A 20,071-nucleotide genomic window follows, 5' to 3' on the forward strand; every position below is an offset into this window, starting at 1 on the left:
TACCTGGGTAAGGTCGGGCAATGCCCGAGCTGAAGCGGCTGCATGCCGGCCATGCCCCGGCGGTCCTGGCCTTCGAGCTGGCGAACCGCGACTACTTCGCTGCCTCGGTCCCCGACCGCGGCGACGACTTCTTCGACCAGTTCACCGACCGGTACAACGCCCTGCTGGCTGAGCAGGAGGCTGGCATCTGCGCCTTCCACGTGCTCGTCGCCGAGGACGGCTCGGTACTCGGCAGGTTCAATCTGGTCGACATCGAAAACCACACTGCGGAACTCGGCTACCGGGTCGCGCAGCACGTTGCCGGCCGTGGCGTGGCGACCGCGACCGTCCGGGAGCTGTGCCGGCTGGCGGCTGCCCGGCACGGGCTGCGCACGCTGCGCGCGGCCACTTCCCGTCGGAATGCAGCGTCCCAGAAGGTGTTGACCAAAGCCGGGTTCGTCCCTGTCGGCCCGGCAGACCCGGCCCATCTCTGCGGTGAGCCAGGCACCTGGTACCAACGCGACCTGGTGCTCCAACCGGACAGCGCGATCGTGCCGGGGACCGGCTGAGGGATCGGGACGGCCACCGCTGATCATCGGTCGTGTGAAGACCGGAGATCATGCGATGGCCGCAGGTCGCAGCGTAGACCCTGCCCACTGGCAGGAGGGTTCGAGGTCCTGATGTCCCCGGATAGCAGGCCGGTTCGTACGGGTTGAACACCGGCTCCGGGTGAGGGACTTGATGCTGCCCGGGGCTGCCGTCGGACCTGCCGCGCAAGACCTGCTGGAGCATCGCGGAGTGGGCCGGGGAGGCCACTCCGGACGGCATGCAGCACCTGCTCGCCCGGATCGCCCAACCGGGCTGCGAGGATGGGGATTCGCCGCTGTCCGTGGTCCGGCAGTCGAGCCCCGCGAGCCGTTCGAAGTCCCGCAGGTCGACCGGGCCGCCTTCGATGTTGAGCACATTGCCGCCGGACGAGGGCCCGGGAGCACGCGCGCTATTTCGCGGCAGAGGCATTGGCACTGCCAGTGGATCCCATCCGGGCGAGTGAGCGGTCCGGGACGGTGAGGAGGAGGAGCAGGGCCGCGCCGCCGAGCATGAACAGCGCGAGGTGGTGCAGCCCGTCCGTGGTGGCGCCGTGCGGGAAGAAGGCGGCGTTCGCGGCCGAGGCCGCCATCGCTCCGAGGTACATGAAGGTCCGCAACAGCCCGGCCGAGGAGGCGATGGCGGCCGGGTCGGCCTGGTGGAACAGCGCGGTCTGGTTGCCGAGCCCGATCAGCCCCTGCGGCATGCCCGCCAGCACTCCGACCGCGACCAGCAGGGCCAGCGGGCTCGCGGGCCCTGCCGGCAACAGAGCGGCACAGGCGGCCATTTGGAGCGCCGCCCCGACGACCAGCTTGCCGCGCACTGCCGGGCTGCGACCGGTCAGGCTGGAGACCGTGAGCGCACTGAGCGAGAGCGGGAGCAGCACCAGCCCGGCGGAGGCGGCGCTCAGCCCGCGCCCCTCCTCCAGCCATTGGGTGTAGCCGTAGAGGAAGGCGTAGCCGGCGGTGTAGCCGAGCCCCTGGCGCAGATAGGTGGCGACCAGCGGACGGTTGCGGGCGAACGCCCGCAGGTCGATGAACGGGCTGCGGGCCCTGAACTCCCGCACCGCGAAGCCGAGGCCGGCCAGAAGGGCGAGCACCGGCAGGTACCAGTGGGCGGAACCCGGCTTCATCACGAACAGCATCGACGCCAGCAGGAGGGCGGCGAACAACACGATCCCGGCGTGGTCGAGCCGCTCCCCGCTGTCTCGGCGCGGCGGCGTGACCGGCAGCCGGAGGGCCCCGAGCGTCAGGCAGGCCAGCGCCAGCGGGACGTTGACGGCGAAGATCGTCCGCCAGCCGCCCAGCCCGATCAGCAGCCCGCCGAGTGTCGGCCCGACCACGGCGATGGTCTGGTTGGCGACGGCGAGCACCGTCAGCACCCCGGTGGGGCTGCTCCGACCGGTGCGCTCGGCCTCGCTGCGAGTGAGGTGCATCGCGGCGGGGTAGGCGGCGGAGGTGCCGATTCCGAGCAGCACCCGAGCCGCGATCAGCAGGCCGAAGGAGGGCGCGAGCGCACCGACCAGTCCGGCGAGGCCGACCAGTGCCGTGCCCGCCAGGTAGAGCCGGCGCGGCCCGTAGCCGTCCACCAGCCGTCCGATCACCGGCTGGCCGACGGCGGTGGCCAGGTAGAGCGCGGTCACCAGCCAGGCGGTCTCGGCGGGCGGCGCACCGAAGGCGGTGCCGACGGGCACCAGGGCCACCGCGATCATCGAGGAGTTGATCGGGTTGAGCACCGAGCCCAGCACCATCGGGGCGAGCAGCCGGCGGTTGAACCCACCGTCGTCAGCCGGCTTCCGGTACTCCTGACGGCGCGACCGGAGTCGCGCCAGCAGTATCGACGGGCCGGTCATCGCCGGTTCAGCCGATCCATCAGGGGCAAGGCCGCCAGCACGGTGGCGCGTTCGGCCTCGGTGAAGTCCTCCTCGAACGCCCGGGCCAGCCACTCCTCGCGCGCCCTACGGCTGTCCGCGATCCACACCAGCCCGGTGTCGCTCAGGCCGACCAGCTGGCGGCGACCGTCCTCGGGGTCGGGACGGCGAACGACCAGCCCGAGCCCCTCCAGCACGGCCAACGTGGCCGCCATCGACTGCGGGCGGACCCGCTCCGCGGCGGCCAGCGCACTCGCGGAGGCCGGTCCGTCCGTGATCAGGCGGCTGAGTACGGCGGTCTGGGAAGGGGTGAGGCCGCTGGCGCCCTGCCCCTTCTCCTGGAGGGTCCGGCGCAGCCGGCTGAAGACGGCACGGAGCTCCCGGGCTGCCAGCGAGGCGGAGTCCGCGCGGTCAGCCGTACCGGGGCGCCCGGCGGGATGGGCCGGATCGGCGGGACCGGCGATGTCGGCCGGATCGGCGATGTCGGCGGGATCGGCCGGGGCTTCAGGGACCGCTGGGGCGGTTCGTTTCTCGGTCACCCTTCCACGCTAATTTCATCAGTCCAAACTGTCCAGCCTTGCTGTACATATTTTCGGCCGACTCCGTCACCCCCAGGCCCGCCGATCATCAGGCCCCCGGATAATGGCGTCATGATCGACAAGCAGCTCCGCATCGTCCTCGCCGAGGACTCGGTGATCCTCCGGGAAGGGATGGTCGAGCTCCTGACCGCCCGCGGCTGCGAGGTGGTCGCCACCGCCGGAACCGCCCCCGAACTGGTCGCCGCGGTCACCGAACACCGGCCCGACGTGGCCGTGGTGGACATCCGGATGCCGCCCACCCACACCGACGAGGGCATCCGGGCCGCGGTCGAGATCCGCGCCACCATGCCCGAGGTCGGGATCCTGGTCTTCTCCCAGCACGTGGAGACCGCCTGGGCCGCCCGGCTGCTGGCCGGCGGCGCGGCCGGCATCGGCTACCTGCTCAAGGAACGGGTCGCCCGCACCTCCGAACTCGTCGACGCGCTGCACCGGGTGGCCACGGGCGGCACGGCGCTCGACCCTGAGATCGTCAACGGGCTGATGCACGGCGGACGGCGCAGCCTGGTCGAGTCGCTCACCGCCCGCGAGCGCGAGGTGCTGGAACTGATGGCCCAGGGCCACTCCAACCGCTCGATCGCCGGATTGCTGGTGGTGTCCGAGCGCGCGGTGGAGAAGCACGTGGCGGCCGTGTTCACCAAGTTCGACCTGCCCGCGACGGAGGCCGACAACCGGCGGGTCAAGGCCGTCCTGGCCTACCTCGCGGAGACCGGAGCCTGAGGCTCTGATCCTGACGTCCGGAGCGTGAGGTCCGGAACCTGACGTCCGGAACCTGACGTCCGGAACCTGAGGTCCGGAACCTGAGGCTCGGAGCCCCGACGGCCCCGACCCACCGCCGTACCCCGGGCGCTGCCCCGTCCGGGGCCGCCCGCCCTGCCCGGGGCACCGCGCCACCGTCCGGCGGAATGCGGTCACAGTCTGCTCGGCAGCTCCGCGGTGACGACCGTCGGCCCGCCGGGCGGGCTGTCCACCCGCAGCACCCCGTCCACCGCCGCCAGCCGTTCGGCCAGCCCCGCCAGCCCGGTGCCCGTGCCCTGTCCGATCGCGGCGCCGCCGCGCCCGTCGTCGCGAACCGTCAACCGGACCCGCCCGTCGACCGTGCTCGCGCTCAACTCTCCCGTCCGCGCGCCGCTGTGCTTGGCGAGGTTGGTGAGCAGTTCGGCCGCGCAGAAGTAGACCGCCCGCTCGATCACCTCCTCCGGCCGCTCCCGTAGGTCCAGCCGGACCGTCACCGGCACCGGTGAGGTGGCCGTCAGCCCGGGCAGGGCCTCGGCCAACCCGGCTTCCAGCGCCACCGGATGGATGCCCCTGGTCAGCCGGCGCAGCTCGGCGATGGTGTCGTCGGTCTGCCCGCGCGCCCGGTCGACCAGAGCGCGCAGCCGCCCGAGGTCGGGGCCGGGCGCGTACCCGGCCCCGGGCCCGGAGGCGCCGGTACGGCCGGGCGCCGCGCCGCCGTCGGGTCCGGACGAGTCCAGCTCGCCGAGGGCGTCGTCGGCCAGCGAGAGGGTGATGGCGAGCGCGACCAGCTGCGCCTGGGTGCCGTCGTGCAGGTCGCGTTCGAGCCGCCGCAGCCGGTCGGTGCTCTCGGCGAGCAGCGTGGCACGGGCGTTCTCCAGCTCCCGCACCCGCTGTTGTGAGCGCACCGGCCCGAGCAGCCCCCGGGCCAGCGCACGGTTGGCCCGGCTCATGGTCCGCAGTGCGACCGGGGTAGCGGCGAGCACCGCGAGGCCGACCGGTGGCCCGGCCACGTCCAGCCAGTCGACCGGTCGTGGGCCCGGCTCCAGCAGCCGCACCCACAGCGGGAAGCCGGCCAGCCACACCGCGCTCAGCGGCAGCCCGACCGCGGCCAGGAAGCCGAGCGCCCCGAGCGGCAGCCGTAGCAGGAGGTAGAGGAGCGCCCGCCAGGCCACCGGATCGGTCAGCACCACCCGCCCCCGGGCCAGTGCCCCCGAGGGGCGCGCCAACGGCGTTGGCGCAGCGACGGGTTCGCCCAACAGCCGGCCGACCAGCCGTCGGTGCAGCCCGCCGATGCCCCGTGCCCCGACCAGGGCGGCCACGACGAACGGCAGCCCCAGGACGGTGAGCGAGAGCAGAGCCCCGGCGTAGAGCACTGCCACGGCGTAGACCGCGCCCAACACTCCGAGCGGCAAGCCGAGGACGGCGAACGCCACGTCACCGCCCCGCACCGACAGTCCCCGCCGCCACCGAGTCACCACAGGCCTCACCATTCACCGACCAACCGGCCCCCAGCATCCCCCAGGCGCCGCCCGCACCGCCGCGGGCCCGGACCATCCGTCACCCCAAGCCTCGGCCCTTCCCTTCGCCCACACCTGCCTCACCCCCGGTTCCCCGCCCATCTCCTCACCCCCGTTCGCCGCCCACCTCCTCCACCGCACGCCCACCGATCGCCCAGAGGCCCGTGCCCACGATCCCCGGAACCGTCAACACCGCCGCGCCCGCCACCAGCCAGCCGCAGGCCGCGCCCGGCACCACCGGCAGCACCGAGCCGGTGACCGCCACGCTGAACGCCCCGGTCGCCGCGCCCGCGACGGCCGCCCCCAGCAGCACGCCCACCACCGTGATCAGCGCGGCCTCGACGGAGAGCATCCGCAGCAGCTGTCGCCGCGTCGCCCCGACCAGCCGGAGCAGTGCGAACTCGCGGCGCCGGTCGGCGGTCAGCGCGACCAGCGTGTTGACCGTGGAGACCGCCGCGAAGCAGACCAGCAGGCCGAGTTCCGCCTGCCGCAGCCACACGTCGCTGGCCTTGGTGACGCTGGTGGTGGCGCCTGTCGCCCGGGCCGCCTGCTCCGCGGTGCTGGTCATGATCAGCATGGTCGCCGCGAGCCCGACCAGCAGCGCGACCGGGACCACCGCGGAGGAGAGCCGCGCCGCGTAGCCGCGCAGGTTGGCGTCAGCCAGCCAGCCGGTCCGTGGGAGCAGCAGCCGCGCCGGGGCACCGAGCACCGCCGCCAGCAGCCGGGCCGCGACCGGCCCCAGCAGCGCGACCGCGACCAGCAGCACCAGCGAACCGAGCATGGCCGCCTGCCCCGCTTTGTCCAGCTCCCCGGCCGGTCGGCCGGCGGCCAGCCGCAGCAGCAGGACGCCGCCCGCCAGCACCACCGCGCCTGCCAGCAACCGCACCACGCCCGTCCGGCGCTGCCCGACCGCGCCATCGGTGAGCGCGGCGGCCGGGACGGGCCGGGTGATCCGCCGGGCCGTGAGCGCGGTGGCCGCGAGGCCGACCAGCAGTGCCACCGCGAGCGCGACGAGCACCGGCACCGGCGTCCCGGGTATCCGCAGGCCGGGCGCGGCCATTGCACGCCGCTGCAGGGCGGCGAGAAAGGCCCGGGCGGCCAGGAAGCCGACCGCACAACCGGGCACGGCCGCCACCAGCACGGTCGTCGTGACCTGGGCACGCACCAGCCGCCGGATCTGCCGGGGCGTGGCCGCCACCGTCCGCAGCAGGGCCAGGTCGCGGTGCTGCTGGCGGAGCGTGAAACCGAGCGCGTTGACCACCACGAACAGCGCGACCAGTACGGCGATCTCGCCGAACGCTCCCGCGATCACCGCCAGGCCGGGCCCCTCCACCGGCACCCGTGCGACGGCTCGTGGAGCCGCGACCTGCGCCGCGACCAGCGAGCCGAACAGCGTCACCGCCCCCGTTGCCAGGAACAGCGCCACGGCCAGCCCGGCGAAGGCCGCTGGTCGGCGCCGGATCTGCCCGACCGCCAGGGCCGGAACGGTACCGATCACCGCACTCACCCGCCCAACCTGCTCAGCCGCTCGCCCACCTGCGCAGCCGTTGGCCTGGCCAGTTCGTCGACCAGGACGCCGTCGGCCAGCAGCAGCACCCGGTCCGCGTACCCGGCGGCCACCGGATCATGGGTGACCATCACACACGTCTGCCCGTCCGCGTCCACCCCCGCGCGCAACAGGTCGAGGATGTCGTGCCCGGTCGCCCGGTCCAGCGCGCCGGTGGGCTCGTCGGCGAACAGCACCTCGGGCCGGGCCACCAGCGCGCGGGCGATCGCCACCCGCTGCTGCTGGCCACCGGACAGCTCGCCGGGCCGGTGCCGTTCCCGCCCGGCCAGGCCGACCCGGGCGAGCGCCTCCCGGACCCGCGCCCGATCCGGCGGGTGCCCGGCCAGCCGGCCGGGCAGTTCGACGTTCTGCGCGACCGTCATGGCGGGCATCAGGTTGAAGGCCTGGAAGACGAACCCCACCCTGGTGCGGCGCAGCTCGGCCAGCCTCCGCTCGGGCAGCCCGGACACCTCCGTGTCGCCCCAGCGGACGGTGCCCCGGCTGGGGCGGTCCATCCCCGCCAGGCAGTGCAAGAGGGTGGTCTTGCCCGAACCGGAGGGCCCCATCACCGCCGTGAAGGTGCCCGGCGCGAAGGCCACGGACACCCCACGCAGCGCCCGCACGGCGGCCGCACCCCGCCCGTACTCCCGGTGCAGCCCGTCGCCGGTGAGCGCCGCACCCGTCACCCCGCCCTGCGCCGCCCCGACGGCGGCTGTCGTCATCCCGTTCATGCCCCCAATCCTGGACATCGGGGACCATCGGGTCGATTGTGCTGGCACCCCACTTCGGGGTTCGGAAAACCGAACCCCGCAGGTGGTGCTACATCCCCTCGGGCCGACTCCGTCCGCCCGGCGGGATTCCGGGCCAGGTCGTGGGCCAGCCGGCAGGGCGGGCCCGGGACCACGTCGTGCGGGTGGGCGTGAGGTCGACGGCCTTCGGCAGCGGTGCCCTCGCTGCGGGCGGCGCGGAAACGGGGCTGACGAACGAGCTCCGGAGGAGGGATCATGATCGGGTGACCATCGACCTGCTCCCCGGACGCGGCGTCCGTCTGCCCCCTCCGTTGCCCGAGCTGCGGTTCGGCCTCTCCGAGGCGGCCGTGCGGGCGCTGCTGGCTCCGCACGGTGAGTTGCTGCCCGGCGGGGTGCGCCCGGTCTTCGTCTGCGGCTCGCGTTGGGCGCTGGCCTTCGGGCTCCCCGGGGTGACCGTCACACTCTCCTCCGGCGGCGACAACGGCAGCGACAGCGACAACGGCAACCGCAGCGACAGCGACAGCGCAGTTCTTGAGGGCGTCGGGGTGTGCCGGAACCCGGACGACGACCGCCCCTCCTGCCCGGTCGGGTACCTCGGGATCGACGTGTTCGGCTGGCCCGCGCACGAGTTGGCCGAGGCGCTGCGCGCCGAGGGCCTGCCGGTGGCCGATCCGGACCACGGCACGCTGCGCCACATCCACCTCTACCTCCACCGGGGCGGGGCCCGCCCCGCGCGGCCGGCGCCCGGCCGGAAGCCGCGTCACGAGGCCCCCTTCTACTTCGACTACGTCTCGCTGCACCGCACGGCAGCCGAGGCCGCCGTCACCGCGCACCCGACCGGCAGCGCCACCGGTCCGCACGACGCGGCGTTCCTCCCCCGGCTGGAACTCTCCGCGCGCCCGGCCGAGCGGCCGATCACCGGACCGGTCCCCAAGCTCGGCGGCGAACCCTGCTGGCTGGCCGAGCCCACCTGGCCGCTCTCCCCCGACACCGGTGAACCGCTGGTGTTCGTCGGACAGTTCCCCGTTCCGGGGCCGGAGTACCGACTGGCGTACCTCTTCCTGGCGGAGGACGACGGCGTCATGGGCGGCCGGGATCCGGAGGCCGGCGACGGCGTTCTGCTGATCCAGCCCGGTGGCCGTATACCGCCGTTCGCCGTCACCGGCCCGCCCGGCACCCGGGGCCGCACCCTCTGGCGCCGCGACGGGACCACCCCGGTCGAGTTCCACCTCGACCTGCTGCCGCTGTCCGACGAGGCCGACCGGTCGATGGACCAGCGCGCCGCCTTCCAGCGGTACCTGCGCGACGAGGGCCCCGAAGTGCCCTTCCCGGACGGCGAGCACGTGTACGACCACCTCGGCGGTCTCCCGTCCTTCCCGAGCGGACGGGCCGGAGTCCCGCCGCCCTGGCGCTACCTCTTCGCGCTCTCGGACGCCCCGAACGACGACGACCCGTACTTCCTGAACTTCGGCTACGGCGTCGGCTTCGGCTTCCTCAGTCCGGACGGTCTGGAGGGCCGCTTCACCTGGGAAGCCACCTGACCCCGGGAGGCCACCTGCCCCGGGGAAGCCACCTGACCCGGGGAAGCCCCCCGCACCATGCCCCACCTGCACCCGCATGCCCGAACCCCTTCAAGGAGTCATCGTGACCACCACCCCCCTCACCGTCGCCGTCCTCGGCCCGGGCGGCGTCGGCGGACTGATCGGCGGCCTGCTCGCCCGCGACGGCCACCAGGTCATCTGCCTGGCCGGCGAGCAGACCGCGGCCGTCCTGGCCCGGGACGGACTGCACGTGCGCAGCGGCCAGTTCGGCGAGTTCACCGCCCGGGTGGAGGCCGTCACCGAACTGCGCGAGCCGGTCGACGCCGCCTTCGTGACCGTCAAGGAGACGGCTCTGGTGCCCGCGCTCGACCGGATGCCCCCGGAGGCCCTCGGCTCCGGGATCGTGGTGCCCCTGCTCAACGGCCTGGACCACATGGCGGTGCTGCGCGAACGCTACCCGGCCGGGCGGGTGGTGGCCGGGACGATCCGGGTCGAGGCCACCCGGACCGCCCCGGGCCGGATCGAGCACACCAGTCCGTTCGCGGCAGTCGAACTCGCCGCACCCGTGGAGGAGTTCGCCGAGCAGCTGCGGCACACCGGCCTTGACGTCACGCTGCGCGAGGACGAGACCGCGATGCTCTGGAGCAAGCTGTCCTTCCTCGCCCCCTTCGCCCTGCTGACCACCCGGCACGCCGACGGCATCGGTGTCGTGCGCACCGAGCACCGGGGCGAACTCCTCGCCGTCCTGGACGAGATCGCCGCCGTCACGGAGGCGGTCGGCGCCCCGGCCGACGCCCGGACGCTGCTCACCGCCTTCGACCGGATCCCCGGCGCGATGAAGTCCTCGATGCAGCGGGACGTCGAGGCGGGCCGGCCGACCGAGCTCGACGCCATCGGCGGAGCGGTGCTGCGGGCCGCCGCCGCGCACTCCGTCCCCACTCCGACCATCACCCGCCTGGTGCGCGAACTCTCCTAGCGGAACGGCGGATCGCGGAACAGCGGCTCGCGGGACGGCGGATCGCGGAACGGCTGATCGCGGAACGGCGGATCGGTTGCGGGTCGGCGGGCGACAGGAGTAGAACTCCTCGGGTGACGCCAGCCGACCACCGCAGCACCCCCGCGTGGAGCCACGTCGAGGAGTTCCTCCGCGCCCACGACGCCGACCGGATCCCGCACCCGGGCGGCACCCTGCTGGAGCACCTGACCAGGGTGGCCGCCCTGCTGGCGGACTGGGGCACCGACTCCGCCGTCCAGGCCGCCGGGCTCTGCCACGCCGCCTACGGCACCGACGGGTTCGACGGCGCCCTGCTGAACCTGGACGAACGGGACACCTTGGTCGAGCTCGTGGGCGAGCGCGCCGAGGCACTCGTCTACCTGTACGCCAGCTGCGGCCGGGCCGCCGTCTACCCGAGGCTGGGCCGGAACGAAGTGCCGCTGTTCCACGACCGGTTCACCGGGCAGGACCACACCCCACCGGAGGAGGACCTGCGGGCCTTCCTCGCGATCACGGCCGCCAACGAGCTCGACGTGTTCGCACACAACGCCGAGCTGGCCGACCGCTATGGTCCGGCCCTCTACGAGCTTCTCACCCACACCAGGGACTTGCTCCCGACCGCCGCCTGGCAGGTCTGGCACGGAGAATTCGGGCAATCGACTCGAATCAACTGACGTAACGTCAACAATCCTTCCCGACCGGCGATTTCGCCGACAGTTCACTCGTCATGCCGGAACCACCGCACGCGGACCGGGCGTTCTCGAAGGCGGGAGGGATGCAGACATGACAAAGAAGCCGTACCGACTCGCCGCCGCCGCGACCGCACTGTTCCTGGCGGCCCCCTTGTTCACCGCGTGCAAGGACGCCGACCAGGCCCTCGACTGCGGAAAGCGGGCGATCAGCCTCACCGGCGATGTCCAGGACCTCACCGACTCCGCGCTCAACGTCGGCCAGATCACCGACGAGAGTCGGCGCAAACACACCGTGGACGCCCTGAAGAAGATCGTCGACGACGCCAAGAAGATCCGCAAGGACGGGGACGGCAAACTCGACGCGGCCACCGACAAGCTGTCCAAGGCCGTCGACAAGGCCCAGGACGCCGTCTCCCACGGCAAGGAGCCCGACTTCGGACCGATCGGCGAGGCCGCCGGCGAACTCACCAAGGCCTGCGCCGGAGCCTGAGCCCAGCGGCCGGGAGCGCCGACCGACCCCAGCGCTCCCGGCCCACCACCCGACCCGTCGCCGTCGCCGGACCTGCCGTCCGGCCCGTAGCGACCTGGCGCCACCGCCCGGCCTGTCGCCGCCCGCCCGACCGCCCCCAGACGGTAGGAATGGGCACCGGACCGAACCGCACCCCGGAGGCACCGGTGAACCACCCGATCCTCGACCAGATCCAGCAACTGCGCGCCGAGCTGGCCCCCGGCGACTCCGCCCCCGCCCTGGTCACGGCACTCGCCGAGGGCAGCGCCCCGCTCACGGCGGTGGCCGAACTCGCCGCCCAGCAGCACCGGATCATCACCTCCGACCGGCGCAGCCTGCTGCTGCTCGCCAGCCGCTGCGCGGACCGGCCGCTCGGCGCCTGGTTCGCCACCCTCGCCGAGGGCGAGAGCGCCGCGCTGCGCACCCTGCCGGCACTGGCCGCCGCCTGCGGCCTGGACGACCGGGCAGTGGCCGACCGGCCGCCGCTGCCCGGCTGCCAGGCCTACCCGGCCTACCTCGCCTGGCTCGCGCTGAACAGCGTGCCGCCCGCCGCGGCCGCCGCCCTGGTGGCCAACTTCGCGGCCTGGGGCGGCTACTGCGCCACCGTCGCGCAGGCCCTGCGCCGCCACCACGGCTTCTCCGACGAGGCCTGCGCGTTCTTCGACTTCTTCGCCCAGCCCGCGACCGAGCTGGAGCAGCAGGCCGCCGACGCCCTCGGGCCGGACCCGCTGGACGGCCGCACCCTGGCCACCGCCCGGGAGTACGGTCTGCTGCTCCAGGCCTACGAGCACCTGTTCTGGTCCACCCTGGGCGGGTGACTCACGCCTGCCAGTGCGGCTTGCCGCTGACCATCCGGCAGTAGATGACCCGTCCGTTGGCGTCGTGGGTGCTCCGGCCGAGGTCGTCGCTGCGGCAGAACTGCCCGGCCGCGTAGCAGTTGCCCGCGTTGGAGCGGATCTCGCACCCGGAGCCGCCGGCCGCCGCCTGGGTCTGCTGCGGTTCCGGGTCGGTCGGCGGCTGCGCCGTGGTCACCTTGGGCTGCGGCTTGGCGGCCGGTGTCTGCGGATGGGCGGCGGACGGGGCCACGGGGGCGGACGCCGGCGGGGCGGACGGCGAGGACGGCGTCGTCGACGGCGTGACCGCCGGGGGAGCCGGGGCCGGGGTCGTCGCCGGGGGCGTGCTCGGCGCGGGTGCGACGGTCGAGCCCGCCGAGGCGGTCGGCGCCGGGGACGCCTTACCGTCCGCCGCCGACGGGTCGCAACCGGTCAGCGCCAGGCCGACGGTGAGGACGAGTCCGGCGAATCCGGCCAGGCCGGCCGCCCGGCGGCGACCGGGTATCCGTGAAGTCATGAGGGGAGAACGCTCCGTTCCGTATGGGCGAGGCGTGCGAGTCAAGCAGAGCCCGCACACGCCGCGGTCACGCTTTCGCCACTCGTTTGCAGATCGAGACAATCCGGCCACCCGAGCGTGACGGCCGTCGAACACGACGCCCGCTCAGGCACGACGGCCTCGAACACGACGACCACCCCGGCACGACCACTGCCGGAGCACCCCACCCACGCGCCCATGGGGTATAGCGCCGCGGCTCAGGGTGTTATGGCATGTTCCGGACAGCACGACCGGATCGCTACGGTTCCGGCAACCCCCACGCCGAACGAGGAGACCCCATGCTCCGGATCCGTGCGCTCGCCGTCGTCGCCGCCTTCGCGACCGTCGCGCTCACCGCAGCCCCCGCCGTCAGCGCACCCGCTGACGACCCGTCCATAGCCGCCGCCCTGGCCGCCCCCGCCCCGGCGGCCTCCATCCGCACCGCCGCCGTACCGCCCGCCCTGCTGCACGCCATGCAGCGCGACCTCGGGCTCGCCCCGCAGGCCGCCGCCGACCGGATCGCCCGGGAGGGCCGCGCCGCCTCGGTCCGCGGCGCCCTCACCCAGGCGCTCGGTGACCACTGGGCCGGCGCCTGGATCGACGGACCGCAGGCCGAGCTGGTGGTCGCCACCACGGACGCCTCCGCCGCCCGCACCATCACCGCCCACGGCGGCCGGGCGACCGTCGTCCAGCACTCGCTGAAGGCCCTGGACCGGGCCAAGGAGGCGCTCGACCGGGCGTCCGGGGCCGCCGCCCCCGAGGCCACCCCGCTCTGGTACGTCGACGTCCGGTCCAACACCGTCGTGGTGCAGTCCGCCGACGACGCCCGCACCGAGGCCTTCCTGGACCGGTCCGGGGCCGACCGCGCGCTGGTCCGGGTCGAGCGGGCCACCGCCACGCCCCGGCCGCTCGCCGACCTGCACGGCGGGGACGCGTACTACATCGACAACGCCGCCCGCTGCTCGATCGGCTTCCCGGTCACCCAGGGCGGCCAGCCCGGCTTCGTCAGCGCCGGCCACTGCGGCCAGCCCGGCTCCAACGCGACGGCCTCCGACGGCAGTTCGATCGGCACCTTCCAGGGCTCGACCTTCCCGGGCAACGACTGGTCCTGGGTGGCGGCCGGCCCGGAGTGGACCGCCCAGCCGCAGGTGAACGACTACGCCGGCGGCGCGGTGACGGTGAGCGGCTCGGCCGAGCAGACGGTCGGCGGCTCGGTGTGCCGCTCCGGCTCCACCACCGGCTGGCACTGCGGCACCGTCGAGGAGCAGAACGCTACCGTCAACTACCAGGAGGGCAGCGTCTACGGAGTCACCCGCACCAATGTGTGTGCCGAACCGGGCGACTCCGGCGGCTCGTTCATCTCCGGCAGCCAGGCCCAGGGCGTGACCTCGGGCGGCTCCGGCGACTGCACCTCGGGCGGTGAGACCTACTTCCAGCCGGTCAACCCGATCCTCAGCGCCTACGGCCTGACCCTGGCCACCGGCTGACACCGCGTCACAGCTCCGCCGTCCGGCGCTCGAACACCTCGGGGCGGGCGGTCTCCAGCGCCGTGGAGACCGCGCCGAGGAGCACCGCCTCCTCCCCCAGCAGGCTCGGTGCGAGCGTCGGACGCATCGGCGCGAAGCGGCGCAGGGCCTGCTCCAGCGGTTCCAGGAGCAGGTCCGCGCTGCTGCCGATGCCGCCACCGAGCACCAGCAGGTCCGGGTCGAGCACGGCGGACAGCACGGCGACGGCGTAGGCCAGCCGCTCCGCCTCCCAGCGCACCACCCGCAGCGCGGCGGCGTCGCCGGCCCGGGCCCGCTCGAAGACCCGCTTGGCGGTCAACCGCTTCCCGCCCGGCTCCTCAAGCCCGAGCTCCCGGGCGGCCCGCACCACCGCGTCCGCCGCGGCCTCCTGCTCCAGCGTCGCCCCGCCCGGCGCGCCCGACTCCCCCAGTCCGCCCAGAGGCACACCCGGCCCGCCCGGCCCTTCACCCTGCCCGCCCAAGAGGGCGGGCAGCGGCACCAGGCCGATCTCACCCAGCCCCCCGTGCGCGCCGAGCAGCAACTCGCCGTCCTTGACCACGCCCAGCCCGAGCCCGGTGCCGACCAGCAGGTAGGCGAACATCCGGCTGCCCCGCCCCGCGCCGAGGGTGTACTCGCCGAGCGCGGCGAGGTTGGCGTCGTTGGCCACCGTGACGGCCGTGCCCAGCCCCTCCCCGATCCGGTCGAACAGCCCCGGCCGGCCCCAGCCGGGCAGGCTGGTGGCGTACCGGACGCCGCGCCGCTCCTCGTCCCACACACCGGGCGTGCCGATCACCGCGTGCACGATGTCCGCGGCACCCAGGCCAGCCTCGGCGGTCGCCTCCCGCGCGGCGGCGACCACGGCGTCCGCGACGGCGTCCGCCGTCCGGCCCCGGTTGGCCACGTCCCGCCGGGCGACCACGGTCCCGGCGAGGTCCGCCACCGCGACCCGCAGCCGAGCCCGGCCGATGTCCACGCCCAGCACGTGACCGGCGGTCGGGTCGACCTCGTACAGCACCGCGGTGCGGCCGCGCTCGGGGGCCACCCGCCCGGCCTCGCGGACCAGCCCGGCCCGTTCCAGCTCGGCCAGCGCCGCGGAGACGGTGGGCTTGGACAGGCCGGTGTCCCGGGCCAGTTGGGCGCGCGAGCTGCCGCCGCCGGTCCGCAGCAGCTCCAGCAGCAGCCACTCGTTGTTGCTGCGCAGCCGCTGCCGGTTCCACGGCACCCCGGGGGCCCCGGTCGCCGGGCGACTGGTCGGCTGGTGGGGGCTCATGGGTTCCTCCGGTCTGGGCTGCTGACGGTCCGCCACGGGCGGTCCGGGACGGACGGTCCCGAACGGACCTTCCGGCGCCGACGGTCGGTGTGCCCCGGCACCGCCCGCGGCACCCGGTGCCGGGCGCCGCCGCCCAAGTATGACCGGTGATCATCCGGCGCCGACCGCGCGAGCCCTCCCCCGGGCCACCGTCGCGCCGGACGGCCCTGCCGCGGCCGGGCATCAGGCCTCGGCGGACCCGACCCAGCCGCGCGTCATCCCGAGCACCGCCGAACCGTCCTGGTCGGCCAGCTTGACGCCGGTGAACGCCCGGGCCGCCCGGGAGGTCTGGATCCGCAGCGGCGGCCGCTCGGCGGTCAGCGCCGCGACGATCGGCGCGGCCGCCTTCTCCGCGGCCCGGAGCAGGTTCCCGGCCCGGGCGGTGTCGCGCATGGTGGCGATCACCCGGCAGCCGGCCCCGGCGGCGGCCACGGCCGCGGCGAGGCCGATCCCGGAGGAGGTGCCGGTGATCAGAACGATGCGACGGGTGGCCATGCGGTCCTCCTCCCGACCTCCGGGGGCGGCCCCGGACGCCGACAACTGTGTGCGTGTGCACGCACCCTACAGCCGCAGTGCGTGCACGCGCACGCAACCAGCACGGCTCAGCTACGACAACGTCTCCGGGCAGTCAAGCTTTCGCCCAGGCGTGGGCGCGCCGGGCCCCGACGCGTGATCATGGATTCATGCACTCCCGGCCCGGCAACCGACCCGAGGGCGCCCCGCCCCCGCCCCCGGACGCCCGCTCCCTGGCGGCGACCGCGGCAGCCCTCGCCGCGAGCCTCGGTTCGGTCACCGACAGCGGCCGGTCCGACACCGATCCGGACCTGTTCCGCGAGGTGCTCGCCGCCGCCCCGGTCGGCGTCGCCCTGCTCGACGAGCACCTACGCTGGCGCTACCTCAACCCCGCCTTCACCGCCGCCACCGGACTGCGCGGCGCCGACCTGCTCGACCGCACCGCCGGGACCACCGCGTTCGCCGGCGCCGTCGAGCCGCTGCGCCGCGTCCTCGCCGACGGACACGACCACGAACACGTCACCGGCGGCCCCGAGGGCGTCGGCTCCCCCGTGCCGCCCGGCCTGCGGGTGCGCTGCCGGCCTCTGCGGCGGGGCGGCCGGACCACCGGCGTCATCGTCGTCGTCCTGGACAGCCCCGCCCCGGCCCCCGCACACCCGCGCGAACCCGAACGGATCCCCGCCCTCGCGCGCCAGAGCGAACCCGAACAGACCACCGCCCCCGCGCGCTCGCGCGAACTCGAACAGGCCCGCGCCCGGCTGGCCCTGCTGGACGCCGCCGCCGAGCGGATCGGCACCACCCTCGACACCGCCACCACCTGCGCCGAACTCGCCGCCTTCACCGTGCCCGGCCTCGCCGACCTCGCCACGGTCGACGTACTGCCGCCCGAAGCCGAAGCCGTCCGCCCCGGCAGCTCCGGTGCCCAGCGACTGCACCGCGCCGCCGTACGGGCCGTGCCCGCGCTCGACGCCGCCCTCGCCGAACTGCCCCGCCCGGGCGAGTCCGTCCGCCACCGCGAGGGCTCGGCCGCCGCCCGCGGCCTGACGAGCGGCGTCACCGTCCGTACCGAACCCGGCCCGGCGGACGCCTGCCCCGCCGATGCCGCCTCGCTGCTCGTCCTGCCGCTCGCCGCCCGCGGCCACCTGGTCGGGCTGCTCACCCTCGGCCGCACCGCCGCCACCCCGGCCTTCACCGCCGAGGAGGCCGACCTGCTCGGCGACCTCGCCGCCCGCGCCGCCATCGCCATCGACAACGCGCGCCGCTACACCCGGTCCCAGGGCATCGCGCTGGAACTCCAGCGCGCACTGCTGAGCGAGCCCGGCAGTCCGCACCAGAACCTCGCCCTCGCCTCCCGCTACCTGCCCTCCGGCAGCAGCTCGGTGGTCGGCGGCGACTGGTACGAGACCGTCCGCCTGCCGTTCGGCCGCACCCTGCTGGCGATGGGCGACGTCATGGGGCACGGCGTCGAGGCCGCCGTCGACATGAGCCACTACCGCTCGGCGCTGCGCGACATCGCCGGCACGGACCTGCCCCCGCACCGCATCCTGCGCCAGCTCGACACCGTCATCTCCGCCGACGACTCCGCCCGCCCCGCGACCTGCCTGCTGGCCCTCGCCGATCCCGGCCGCGCCCGCTGGACCCTCTCCAGCGCCGGCCACCTGCCGCCCGCCCTGATCACGCCGGACCGCCCCACCGAACTGCTCAGCGTCCCCACCGGTCCCCCGCTGGGCACCGGCCTCGGCGGCTACGAGCAGTCCAGCCACCCGCTCGACACCGGGCAGACCCTGCTCCTCTACACCGACGGCCTGGTCGAACGACGGCACGAGGACATCGACACCTCCCTGGAGCGTCTCGCCGCTCTCCGCCTCCCCGCCACCGGTGACCTCGACGACCTCCTCGACGCCGTCCTCCACTCCCTCGCCCCACCCCCGGCCCCCGCCGCCGAGGACGACATCGCCCTCCTCGCGGCGCGCCCCAGGCCACGGTGACGGCCGGACCCCGCCGACGGCCACGGCGAGCACCTCCTCCCAGCCCGGTGCCGAGCAGGGACGGCTCGACGGCCGCCCACCGGGCCCGCTCCGCGGGATCGAGGCCCGGGCCACGGGTGCGGCGCTCCACGACACCCCGGATGTCCGTTCCCAGGGACCGCGTCGCGCCCCTGGGAACGGATCCACCGCAGCCGGTCCACCGCCCGTCGGTTACCCCCCGACAATCCGCCCGACAATCCGCCCGGCGGTCAGGCCTTCGCGAGGGCCTGCTCCACGTCCCTCCACAGGTCCTCCGGGTGTTCGATGCCCACCGAGACCCGGACCGTGCCCGGGCCGATGCCCGCCGCCGCCAGTTCCCCGTCCGACAGCTGGCGGTGCGAGGTGCTGGCCGGGTGGAGCACCAGGGTGTGGACGCCGCCGAGCGAGGGCGCCAGGGAGGCCAGGCGCACGGACTCGGTGAAGGCCCGGGCCGCCTCGCGGCCGCCGGCGAGGTCGAAGGCGAGGACGCCGCCGTGGCCGTCCGGCAGGAGGCGGCGGGCGAGGTCGTGGTCGGGGTGGGAGGGCAGGCCCGGGTAGTGGACCGCGGAGACCGCCGGGTGGGCGGCGAGCCGGGTGGCCAGGTCGAGGGCGCTGTCGCAGTGGCGGCGGACCCGCAGGGCCAGCGTCTGCAGGCCGCGCAGGGTCAGCCAGGCGGCGAAGGGGTCGGCGCTGGCGCCGAGTTCGGTCGCGTAGTGCCAGACCTTCCGGTGCAGTTCGGCCTCGGCGAAGACGGCGATCCCGGCGAGGACGTCGGAGTGCCCGCCCAGGTACTTGGTGGCGGAGTGGATCACCACGTCCGCGCCGTGCTCGATCGGCCGGCACAGCAGCGGGGTGGCGAAGGTGTTGTCGACCACGCTCAGCACCCCGGCGCCCCGGGCGACCGCGATCAGCCCGGGCAGGTCGGTGACCCGGGTGGTCGGGTTGGAGATCGTCTCCAGGTGCAGCAGCCGGGTGTTGGGCCGCAGCGCCGCCGCGACCTCGTCCGGGTCGTCGCCCGAGACGTGGGTCACCTCGACGCCCCACCGCTGCGCGAGGTCGGCCAGCGTCGCGAACGTCCCGCCGTACAGGCTCCGTTGGGCGATCACGTGGTCACCGGTGCGCAGCAGGGCGAGCAGCACGCTGTTGATGGCGCCCATGCCGGAGGCGGTGGCGATGGCGCCGGTGCCGCCTTCGAGGTCGGCGACGGCGCTCTCCAGCGAGCGGACGGTGGGGTTGCCGAACCGGTTGTAGAAGAACGCCCCGTCGGGCCCGCCGAAGGCGCTGGTGAGCGCCTCACTGGTCTCGAAGGCGAACAGGTGGCTCTGGTGCAGCGGGACGCCCAGCGGACGGCTGCCGGCGGCCTCGGCCAGCGGCGGGTGGACGATCCGGCTCTCGGGGCGCAGCCCCTCGGCGGAGTCGGTGCGGTCGGTGCGGTGGTCGCTCATCCCGCCATCCTGCGGCGCCGGGGCCGGGCCGGACAGGGCCAATCGCAGCCAAGTGGCCCGCCCGGTAGCCGTTTCGGTGCCCCGGGGCGGGCTCGGCGTCGACTCGACCGACGACTCAGCGGCGACGGAACAGGCGTCGCACGAAGTGGACGATCCCCCAGATCAGCAGGATGACGACCACGATGACGAGGATGACCACGACCAGCAGGAACTTGCCGAGCTTGGCGAAGAAGCCGGACTTCTTCTTCTCCTGCTTCGCCGCGACATGTGTGATCTGCGCCACCTCCGCACCCTGCGTCGCGCGCGCAACCTGCGTGATGTGCGCCACATCTGCGGACGCCGCCCCCGGCGTGACGGCCGTGCCCCCCACGGCGGTTCGGGTTGCGGCCACCGCCGTCGCGCTCGACGCCGCGGCGCTGAGGCCGACGGCGGCCAGCAGTGCCACCAGGGCGCCGGCTACCGAACGTGCGATCCGGTGAGTCATCATGCTCCTCGTGCGGGTACGGAGCGACGGAGACGGAACTCGTCCGACCTTCTCTCATGGTCTGACCAGTATTTTTCTCATCTGCGCCTAGTATGCTCCACTGAAAGTTCTACAGCGGTGTAAAAG

The 20,071-nt window shown here is 74.5% G+C and carries 19 protein-coding genes and 1 pseudogene; 10 read left to right on the forward strand and 10 right to left on the reverse strand.

The window, feature by feature from the left end; translation table 11 throughout:
* Nucleotides 1-20 precede the first annotated feature (20 nt).
* Nucleotides 21-548, forward strand: a complete 528-nt coding sequence (locus ACZ6Z8_RS23065; protein ID WP_465611947.1) for a GNAT family N-acetyltransferase — start codon at nt 21-23, stop codon at nt 546-548.
* A 55-nt stretch (nt 549-603) separates the two neighbouring features.
* Nucleotides 604-826, forward strand: a pseudogene (locus tag ACZ6Z8_RS23070) (IS701 family transposase); the annotation flags it as partial.
* 150 nt (nt 827-976) lie between these two features.
* Here ACZ6Z8_RS23070 and ACZ6Z8_RS23075 read toward each other — a convergent pair.
* Nucleotides 977-2,416 carry an MFS transporter gene (locus ACZ6Z8_RS23075; RefSeq protein ID WP_465611948.1) on the reverse strand — a complete coding sequence of 480 codons (1,440 nt, stop codon included), beginning with the start codon at nt 2,414-2,416 and terminating at the stop codon, nt 977-979.
* A complete protein-coding gene (locus ACZ6Z8_RS23080) occupies nt 2,413-2,973 on the reverse strand; it encodes a MarR family winged helix-turn-helix transcriptional regulator (protein WP_465611949.1) in 561 nt (186 codons plus the stop codon). The genes ACZ6Z8_RS23075 and ACZ6Z8_RS23080 overlap by 4 nt, the downstream gene beginning before the upstream one ends.
* Nucleotides 2,974-3,084: 111 nt before the next feature.
* On the opposite strand from ACZ6Z8_RS23080, the gene ACZ6Z8_RS23085 reads away from it, so the two are divergent.
* Nucleotides 3,085-3,750: a response regulator transcription factor gene (locus ACZ6Z8_RS23085; RefSeq protein ID WP_465611950.1), complete on the forward strand. Its 666-nt coding sequence runs from the start codon at nt 3,085-3,087 to the stop codon at nt 3,748-3,750.
* 191 nt (nt 3,751-3,941) lie between these two features.
* On the opposite strand, the gene ACZ6Z8_RS23090 is transcribed toward ACZ6Z8_RS23085, so the two are convergent.
* The 3 genes from ACZ6Z8_RS23090 to ACZ6Z8_RS23100 all read right to left on the reverse strand — a co-directional run bounded on the left by ACZ6Z8_RS23090 (nt 3,942) and on the right by ACZ6Z8_RS23100 (nt 7,553).
* Nucleotides 3,942-5,258, reverse strand: a complete 1,317-nt coding sequence (locus ACZ6Z8_RS23090) for a sensor histidine kinase (protein WP_465611951.1) — start codon at nt 5,256-5,258, stop codon at nt 3,942-3,944.
* A gap of 133 nt (nt 5,259-5,391) precedes the next feature.
* Nucleotides 5,392-6,792 carry an FtsX-like permease family protein gene (locus ACZ6Z8_RS23095; RefSeq protein WP_465611952.1) on the reverse strand — a complete coding sequence of 467 codons (1,401 nt, stop codon included), beginning with the start codon at nt 6,790-6,792 and terminating at the stop codon, nt 5,392-5,394.
* Nucleotides 6,789-7,553, reverse strand: a complete 765-nt coding sequence (locus ACZ6Z8_RS23100) for an ABC transporter ATP-binding protein (RefSeq protein ID WP_465611982.1) — start codon at nt 7,551-7,553, stop codon at nt 6,789-6,791. Before ACZ6Z8_RS23100 ends, ACZ6Z8_RS23095 begins: the two co-directional genes overlap by 4 nt.
* A gap of 290 nt (nt 7,554-7,843) precedes the next feature.
* Between ACZ6Z8_RS23100 and ACZ6Z8_RS23105 the strand changes: the two genes are divergently transcribed.
* From ACZ6Z8_RS23105 to ACZ6Z8_RS23125, 5 genes are all read left to right on the forward strand, one after another.
* Nucleotides 7,844-9,121, forward strand: coding sequence for a hypothetical protein (locus tag ACZ6Z8_RS23105; RefSeq protein ID WP_465611953.1), 1,278 nt, complete (start codon nt 7,844-7,846; stop codon nt 9,119-9,121).
* A 76-nt stretch (nt 9,122-9,197) separates the two neighbouring features.
* A complete protein-coding gene (locus tag ACZ6Z8_RS23110) occupies nt 9,198-10,097 on the forward strand; it encodes a ketopantoate reductase family protein (RefSeq protein ID WP_465611954.1) in 900 nt (299 codons plus the stop codon).
* Between the two features lie 113 nt (nt 10,098-10,210).
* Complete coding sequence (locus ACZ6Z8_RS23115) at nt 10,211-10,789, forward strand: DUF6817 domain-containing protein (RefSeq protein ID WP_465611955.1); 579 nt, start codon at nt 10,211-10,213, stop codon at nt 10,787-10,789.
* Nucleotides 10,790-10,898: 109 nt separating this feature from the next.
* On the forward strand, nt 10,899-11,297 hold the full coding sequence (locus tag ACZ6Z8_RS23120; RefSeq protein WP_465611956.1) for a hypothetical protein: 399 nt from the start codon (nt 10,899-10,901) through the stop codon (nt 11,295-11,297).
* A gap of 149 nt (nt 11,298-11,446) precedes the next feature.
* The gene (locus ACZ6Z8_RS23125; protein WP_465611957.1) at nt 11,447-12,133 is read left to right on the forward strand and encodes a thiaminase II/PqqC family protein; all 687 of its coding nucleotides are present in this window, start codon (nt 11,447-11,449) and stop codon (nt 12,131-12,133) included.
* Between the two features lies 1 nt (nt 12,134).
* On the opposite strand, the gene ACZ6Z8_RS23130 is transcribed toward ACZ6Z8_RS23125, so the two are convergent.
* Nucleotides 12,135-12,665, reverse strand: a complete 531-nt coding sequence (locus ACZ6Z8_RS23130) for a hypothetical protein (RefSeq protein ID WP_465611958.1) — start codon at nt 12,663-12,665, stop codon at nt 12,135-12,137.
* A gap of 317 nt (nt 12,666-12,982) precedes the next feature.
* Between ACZ6Z8_RS23130 and ACZ6Z8_RS23135 the strand changes: the two genes are divergently transcribed.
* Nucleotides 12,983-14,170, forward strand: a complete 1,188-nt coding sequence (locus ACZ6Z8_RS23135; RefSeq protein WP_465611959.1) for a S1 family peptidase — start codon at nt 12,983-12,985, stop codon at nt 14,168-14,170.
* Nucleotides 14,171-14,177: 7 nt separating this feature from the next.
* On the opposite strand, the gene ACZ6Z8_RS23140 is transcribed toward ACZ6Z8_RS23135, so the two are convergent.
* Nucleotides 14,178-15,458 (reverse strand): ROK family protein, encoded by a 1,281-nt coding sequence (locus ACZ6Z8_RS23140; protein ID WP_465611960.1) that lies wholly within the window; start codon nt 15,456-15,458, stop codon nt 14,178-14,180.
* A 222-nt stretch (nt 15,459-15,680) separates the two neighbouring features.
* Nucleotides 15,681-15,992: an SDR family NAD(P)-dependent oxidoreductase gene (locus ACZ6Z8_RS23145; protein WP_465611961.1), complete on the reverse strand. Its 312-nt coding sequence runs from the start codon at nt 15,990-15,992 to the stop codon at nt 15,681-15,683.
* Nucleotides 15,993-16,180: 188 nt separating this feature from the next.
* Between ACZ6Z8_RS23145 and ACZ6Z8_RS23150 the strand changes: the two genes are divergently transcribed.
* On the forward strand, nt 16,181-17,998 hold the full coding sequence (locus ACZ6Z8_RS23150) for a SpoIIE family protein phosphatase (RefSeq protein ID WP_465611962.1): 1,818 nt from the start codon (nt 16,181-16,183) through the stop codon (nt 17,996-17,998).
* Nucleotides 17,999-18,246: 248 nt separating this feature from the next.
* Here the strand turns inward: ACZ6Z8_RS23150 and ACZ6Z8_RS23155 are convergent, their stop codons facing one another.
* Together ACZ6Z8_RS23155 and ACZ6Z8_RS23160 are read right to left on the reverse strand one after the other, a co-directional pair.
* On the reverse strand, nt 18,247-19,461 hold the full coding sequence (locus ACZ6Z8_RS23155; protein WP_465611963.1) for a trans-sulfuration enzyme family protein: 1,215 nt from the start codon (nt 19,459-19,461) through the stop codon (nt 18,247-18,249).
* Nucleotides 19,462-19,576: 115 nt separating this feature from the next.
* Nucleotides 19,577-19,948 (reverse strand): hypothetical protein, encoded by a 372-nt coding sequence (locus tag ACZ6Z8_RS23160; protein ID WP_465611964.1) that lies wholly within the window; start codon nt 19,946-19,948, stop codon nt 19,577-19,579.
* Nucleotides 19,949-20,071 lie beyond the last annotated feature (123 nt).

Source organism: Kitasatospora sp. NPDC101108, assembly GCF_055584725.1.

What these genes read in the sequence shown, in the direction of transcription:
- ACZ6Z8_RS23125 (WP_465611957.1), top strand. Translation starts at nt 11,447, where the DNA reads ATGGGCACCGGACCGAACCGCACCCCGGAGGCACCGGTGAACCACCCG.
- ACZ6Z8_RS23150 (WP_465611962.1), top strand. Translation starts at nt 16,181, where the DNA reads ATGCACTCCCGGCCCGGCAACCGACCCGAGGGCGCCCCGCCCCCGCCC.
- ACZ6Z8_RS23145 (WP_465611961.1), bottom strand. Translation starts at nt 15,992, where the DNA reads ATGGCCACCCGTCGCATCGTTCTGATCACCGGCACCTCCTCCGGGATC.
- ACZ6Z8_RS23160 (WP_465611964.1), bottom strand. Translation starts at nt 19,948, where the DNA reads ATGATGACTCACCGGATCGCACGTTCGGTAGCCGGCGCCCTGGTGGCA.
- ACZ6Z8_RS23100 (WP_465611982.1), bottom strand. Translation starts at nt 7,553, where the DNA reads ATGACGACAGCCGCCGTCGGGGCGGCGCAGGGCGGGGTGACGGGTGCG.
- ACZ6Z8_RS23155 (WP_465611963.1), bottom strand. Translation starts at nt 19,461, where the DNA reads ATGAGCGACCACCGCACCGACCGCACCGACTCCGCCGAGGGGCTGCGC.
- ACZ6Z8_RS23130 (WP_465611958.1), bottom strand. Translation starts at nt 12,665, where the DNA reads ATGACTTCACGGATACCCGGTCGCCGCCGGGCGGCCGGCCTGGCCGGA.
- ACZ6Z8_RS23110 (WP_465611954.1), top strand. Translation starts at nt 9,198, where the DNA reads ATGCCCGAACCCCTTCAAGGAGTCATCGTGACCACCACCCCCCTCACC.
- ACZ6Z8_RS23090 (WP_465611951.1), bottom strand. Translation starts at nt 5,258, where the DNA reads ATGGTGAGGCCTGTGGTGACTCGGTGGCGGCGGGGACTGTCGGTGCGG.
- ACZ6Z8_RS23140 (WP_465611960.1), bottom strand. Translation starts at nt 15,458, where the DNA reads ATGAGCCCCCACCAGCCGACCAGTCGCCCGGCGACCGGGGCCCCCGGG.
- ACZ6Z8_RS23075 (WP_465611948.1), bottom strand. Translation starts at nt 2,416, where the DNA reads ATGACCGGCCCGTCGATACTGCTGGCGCGACTCCGGTCGCGCCGTCAG.
- ACZ6Z8_RS23120 (WP_465611956.1), top strand. Translation starts at nt 10,899, where the DNA reads ATGACAAAGAAGCCGTACCGACTCGCCGCCGCCGCGACCGCACTGTTC.
- ACZ6Z8_RS23085 (WP_465611950.1), top strand. Translation starts at nt 3,085, where the DNA reads ATGATCGACAAGCAGCTCCGCATCGTCCTCGCCGAGGACTCGGTGATC.
- ACZ6Z8_RS23135 (WP_465611959.1), top strand. Translation starts at nt 12,983, where the DNA reads ATGCTCCGGATCCGTGCGCTCGCCGTCGTCGCCGCCTTCGCGACCGTC.
- ACZ6Z8_RS23065 (WP_465611947.1), top strand. Translation starts at nt 21, where the DNA reads ATGCCCGAGCTGAAGCGGCTGCATGCCGGCCATGCCCCGGCGGTCCTG.